The organism is Bradyrhizobium nitroreducens, assembly GCF_002776695.1.
Lineage (GTDB): Bacteria > Pseudomonadota > Alphaproteobacteria > Rhizobiales > Xanthobacteraceae > Bradyrhizobium > Bradyrhizobium nitroreducens.
In genome coordinates, this window is the sequence record NZ_LFJC01000003.1 from 5,769,145 (window position 1) to 5,769,440 (window position 296).

Consider the following 296-nt stretch of genomic DNA (forward strand, 5'->3'; position numbering starts at 1 on the left):
GGTACCGGTCAGGGCCGTGGTGCCGTCGCCAGCCGTTGCCGCGGTGCCCGTGAACACGCCCTGGCTCGCGCCCAGGGTCTTGGCAGCCGTAATCGGGGTCGTGCCGCCGGGAGCGCCGGTGTAGATCACGTCGCTCGACGCGGTCGCACTGGCGAAGCTCGTCGTGCCGCGCAAGTCTGCCGCGGTCGCACCGGAGATGGTGGCGGAGACGTTGGACTTGGTGGAGTAGCCGACGGTGGTCTGCAGCGCCTGGTTGGCGATCGACTTGGCGCTGTCGATCAGCTTCTGCAGCGAGG

1 pseudogene is annotated in these 296 nt (G+C 69.6%); it reads right to left on the bottom strand.

The features are described 5' to 3' along the window. Nucleotides 1–296: pseudogene (locus tag TSA1_RS39020) on the bottom strand (DUF1522 domain-containing protein); the annotation flags it as partial.